Here is a 4,586-nt window from a genome sequence, read left to right as displayed (position 1 = left end):
GGCATCAAGGTCATCGATTTGTTGACGCCCTTGGTGCGCGGCGGCAAAGCGGGTCTGTTCGGCGGCGCTGGTCTGGGCAAAACGGTCATTCTCACCGAGTTGATTGCTCGCATCGCCAGCCAGCACGGCGGTTACTCGGTGTTTGCCGGCGTCGGCGAACGGACGCGCGAGGGCAACGATCTGTGGCTGGAAATGCAGGAAACCAAGATCGGCAACACCGGCCGTGAAGTCCTGTCGCAGACGGCAATGGTGTTCGGACAGATGAACGAGCCGCCGGGGGCGCGCCTGCGCGTAGCCTTGTCCGCGTTGACCATGGCGGAGTGGTTCCGCGACGAACAGGAGCAGGACGTACTTCTGTTCATCGACAACATCTTCCGATTCACCCAGGCGGGCTCGGAAGTGTCGACGCTGCTCGGCCGGATGCCGTCGGCGGTGGGATACCAGCCCACGCTGGCCGACGAGATGGGCGAGTTGCAGGAGCGGATCACCTCGACGCGAGGCCGCTCGATCACCTCGATGCAGGCGGTCTATGTGCCTGCCGACGACTACACCGACCCGGCTCCGGCGACCACCTTCGCGCACCTGGACGCCACCACGGAGCTCAGCCGCGACGTGTTCTCCAAGGGCATCTTCCCCGCCGTGGACCCGCTGGCGTCTAGCTCCACCATCCTCGACGCCGATGTGGTGGGCGATGAGCATTACCGCGTTGCGCAAGAGGTCATTCGAATCCTCCAGCGGTACAAGGACCTTCAGGACATCATCGCGATTCTGGGTATCGACGAGCTGTCCGAGGAGGACAAGCAGCAGGTTAACCGGGCGAGGCGCATTGAGCGGTTCCTGTCACAGAACATGATGGCCGCCGAGCAGTTCACCGGCCGGCCAGGTTCAACGGTGCCAGTGAAGGAGACCATCGAGGCCTTCGACAGGCTGACCAAGGGCGACTTCGACCACGTACCCGAACAAGCCTTCTTCTTGATCGGCGGCTTGGACGACTTGGCCAAGAAGGCCCAGGACTACGGCGTAAAGCTCGAAGGCAACGGCAAGAAGAACGGTAAGTCCAAGAAAGACGAGGACCAGAAGAAAGAGGACAAGGACGAGAAGGCCGACGAGGGCGATGACGCCGAAGCCAAGAAAGACAACGGTGGTGACGAGGAAGCCAAAGACGGCGAGTAGCCAGCCATGATCGACTCGAGGCAGATCGTTGCTTTCTGTCAAGCGCGAGAGGTGATGTGACATGGCCGAAATGGACGTCGACATCGTCGACGTCGACCGAAAGATGTGGTCGGGCAAGGCAACGTTTATCTTCACCCGCACCACTGTCGGCGAGATCGGCATAATGCCAAGACATATCCCTCTCGTAGCGCAACTGGTCGACGATGCCATGGTGCGCGTCGAACGCGAGGGCGAAGACGACCTGCGCATCGCTACGCACGGTGGATTTCTGTCGGTGACCGAGGAAGGCGTCACCATCCTCGCCGAATCCGCCGAGTTCGCATCAGAGATCGACGAGGCGACCGCCAGGCATGATGCCCAATCCGGCGACCCGCGGATCGCCGCGCAGGGGCGGGCCAGGTTGCGCGCCTTGGGCGTGCTCGACTAGCGCGGCGCGGCGATGAGCGCGGCCATGATCGTCATGGGCGCGCTGGTTTGCGTGCTCTTTCTGGTCGTCGTCGCGCTCAGCTACCGGCTCTGGAATCTGCGCCAGGGCGGGACTGCGGCGATCCTGCGCGACACGCCGGCCGTCGGCGGTCACGGCTGGCGGCATGGCGTGATCCGGTACCGCGGTGGTGAAGCCGTGTTCTACCGGCTCTCGAGCGTGCGGTGGTGGCCCGATCGCCGGCTCAGCAGGCGAGGAATCGAAATCATTTCGCGCCGCTCACCGCGCGGCGACGAACTCGATATCATGACCGACGAAATCGTCGTGCTGGAATTACGTGACTCAAGCCAAGATCGCAGGCGGGGTTACGAAATCGCGCTTGACCGAGGCGCTTTGACCGCGTTCCTGTCATGGTTGGAGTCCCGCCCGTCGCCCCGAGCGCGTCGGCGCACCGTGTGAGACATGCGAAACTCCCAGTGCAACTCTAGCTTTCGGGCGGTCCAGCCCGCCCGCCGCCTGGTTGCCAGAGCACGTCACCGTCACGGTTGGCAAGCCGTGACAGGATGAACAACAGATCCGAGAGCCGGTTCAGATACTTCGCCGGCAGCACGCTAACCCCCTCCGGATAGGCGTCTATCGCTGCCCAGGCGGACCGCTCGGCACGACGCACCACGGTGCGCGCCACGTGCAGTTGCGCCGACAGCGCTGAACCACCTGGCAGCACAAAAGAATTCAATGGCGGCAGGGTTTCGTTGTACTTGTCGCACCAGCCCTCCAGCCGGTCGACGTAGGGCTGGGTGATTCGCAGCGGGGGATGCTCGGGCTGTTCCACCACGGGAGTCGAGAGGTCTGCGCCGGCATCGAACAGGTCATTTTGGATCTGCCGGAGCACACCAGTTATTTCCTCGTCGGGTCGGCCCAGCGCGATTGCGACGCCAATGGCGGCGTTGGCTTCGTCGCAGTCGGCATACGCCACCAGCCGGGCATCGTTCTTTGAGACCCGCGAGAAATCGCTCAATCCGGTTGTACCGTCGTCGCCGGTGCGGGTATAGATGCGGGTCAGATGGACTGCCATAACTCAAACCGTACCGTTCTGAGTGGCTGGGCTGACTGACAGGCGGGTAGCGCCTCACTAAACTAACCCGGGTGGGCGAGCGTTTCGTGGTGACCGGCGGGAACCGGTTGTCGGGCGAAGTTGCTGTTGGGGGCGCCAAGAATAGCGTGCTTAAGCTGATGGCGGCGGCGCTTTTGGCCGAAGGCACCAGCACGATCACCAACTGTCCCGACATCCTTGATGTCCCTTTGATGGCTGAGGTATTGCGGGGCTTGGGCGCAACGGTGGAGCTGTCCGGCGCAACGGTGCAGATCACCTCCCCGGACGAGCTCAAGTACGACGCAGATTTTGCGGCGGTCCGGCAGTTTCGGGCGTCGGTATGCGTATTGGGGCCGTTGGTGGGCCGGTGCAAGCGCGCCAAAGTTGCCCTTCCGGGCGGTGACGCCATCGGGTCGCGGCCGCTGGACATGCATCAGGCGGGTCTGCGGCAGCTGGGCGCCGACTGCAACATCGAGCACGGCTGTGTCGTCGCGCAGGCAGAAACGTTGCGGGGGGCGGAAATTCAATTGGAGTTTCCGTCGGTGGGTGCCACGGAAAATATCCTGATGGCTGCGGTGCTGGCCGAGGGTGTCACCACCATTCACAATGCTGCGCGCGAGCCCGATGTGGTCGACCTGTGCACGATGTTGAACCAAATGGGCGCGCAGGTGGAGGGCGCGGGCTCGCCGACGATGACGATCACCGGTGTGCCGCGGCTATACCCCACCGAGCACCGGGTGATCGGCGATCGCATCGTGGCTGCCACCTGGGGGATCGCGGCGGCGATGACTCGGGGTGACATCACGGTGACCGGCGTCGATCCCGCACACCTGCAAGTGGTGCTGCACAAGCTGTATGACGCGGGCGCCACGGTGACTCAGACTGACAACAGCTTCCGGGTGGTGCAGTACGAACGCCCGAAGGCGGTCAACGTCGCAACGTTGCCGTTTCCCGGGTTCCCGACAGATCTGCAGCCGATGGCCATCGCTTTGGCCTCAATCGCCGACGGAACGTCGATGATCACCGAGAACGTGTTCGAGGCGCGGTTTCGGTTCGTCGAGGAGATGATCCGGCTGGGCGCCGACGCTCGCACCGACGGACACCATGCGGTGGTGCGGGGCCTCCCGCAACTCTCCAGCGCGCCGGTGTGGTGTTCGGACATCCGCGCCGGGGCCGGCCTAGTCCTGGCGGGACTGGTGGCCGACGGCGATACCGAAGTCCACGACGTCTTCCACATTGACCGCGGCTATCCGTTGTTCGTGGAAAACCTCGTCAGTCTCGGCGCGGAGATCGAACGCGTAGAATAGACAGTTCACAACCCGAGTCGGTTGAGGAACACAACCACTTAACCGAGTTGACGGGTACTCTGCCGCGGAGTATAGTAGCAGGGTTGCCTGTTGGTGGGTGTTGTTTGAGAACTCAATAGTGTGTTTGGTGGTTTTGTTTGTTGTTGTTTTTTTGCTGCGCCTTGTGATGCCCCCGTGTCATGGGGTGTGGTTGTTTGTTTGTTTGTCGGGTTGTTCTCTTTGAATGGTTTTTGTTTGGAGAGTTTGATCCTGGCTCAGGACGAACGCTGGCGGCGTGCTTAACACATGCAAGTCGAACGGAAAGGCCCCTTCGGGGGTGCTCGAGTGGCGAACGGGTGAGTAACACGTGGGTGATCTGCCCTGCACTTTGGGATAAGCCTGGGAAACTGGGTCTAATACCGGATAGGACCACATGCTGCATGGTGTGTGGTGGAAAGCGTTTTGTAGCGGTGTGGGATGGGCCCGCGGCCTATCAGCTTGTTGGTGGGGTGATGGCCTACCAAGGCGACGACGGGTAGCCGGCCTGAGAGGGTGTCCGGCCACACTGGGACTGAGATACGGCCCAGACTCCTACGGGAGGCAGCAGTGG

5 protein-coding genes and 1 rRNA gene are annotated in these 4,586 nt (G+C 62.5%); 5 read left to right on the top strand and 1 reads right to left on the bottom strand.

Features of this window, described 5'->3' with window-relative positions; genetic code table 11:
• The 3 genes from atpD to VFA16_RS07045 all read left to right on the top strand — a co-directional run.
• Positions 1-1,173 (top strand): F0F1 ATP synthase subunit beta (gene atpD, locus VFA16_RS07055; RefSeq protein ID WP_324967124.1); only part of this gene is annotated, 1,173 nt, incomplete at its 5' end.
• A gap of 61 nt (positions 1,174-1,234) precedes the next feature.
• The gene (locus tag VFA16_RS07050; protein WP_324967123.1) at positions 1,235-1,600 is read left to right on the top strand and encodes a F0F1 ATP synthase subunit epsilon; all 366 of its coding nucleotides are present in this window, start codon (positions 1,235-1,237) and stop codon (positions 1,598-1,600) included.
• 12 nt (positions 1,601-1,612) lie between these two features.
• Complete coding sequence (locus VFA16_RS07045) at positions 1,613-2,056, top strand: DUF2550 domain-containing protein (protein ID WP_324967122.1); 444 nt, start codon at positions 1,613-1,615, stop codon at positions 2,054-2,056.
• Between the two features lie 25 nt (positions 2,057-2,081).
• Here the strand turns inward: VFA16_RS07045 and VFA16_RS07040 are convergent, their stop codons facing one another.
• The gene (locus VFA16_RS07040; RefSeq protein WP_324967121.1) at positions 2,082-2,672 is read right to left on the bottom strand and encodes a cob(I)yrinic acid a,c-diamide adenosyltransferase; all 591 of its coding nucleotides are present in this window, start codon (positions 2,670-2,672) and stop codon (positions 2,082-2,084) included.
• Between the two features lie 71 nt (positions 2,673-2,743).
• Here VFA16_RS07040 and murA point away from each other — a divergent pair, with 71 nt between their 5' ends.
• Positions 2,744-3,997: a UDP-N-acetylglucosamine 1-carboxyvinyltransferase gene (murA, locus tag VFA16_RS07035; protein ID WP_324967120.1), complete on the top strand. Its 1,254-nt coding sequence runs from the start codon at positions 2,744-2,746 to the stop codon at positions 3,995-3,997.
• Between the two features lie 231 nt (positions 3,998-4,228).
• A 16S ribosomal RNA gene (locus VFA16_RS07030) occupies positions 4,229-4,586 on the top strand; the annotation flags it as partial.

The organism is Mycobacterium sp. (genome assembly GCF_035653355.1).
In the GTDB taxonomy this organism is placed as follows: Bacteria; Actinomycetota; Actinomycetes; order Mycobacteriales; family Mycobacteriaceae; genus Mycobacterium.
Note: the sequence above shows the minus strand (reverse complement) of the source record. Positions and strands in the feature narration are given on the sequence as shown.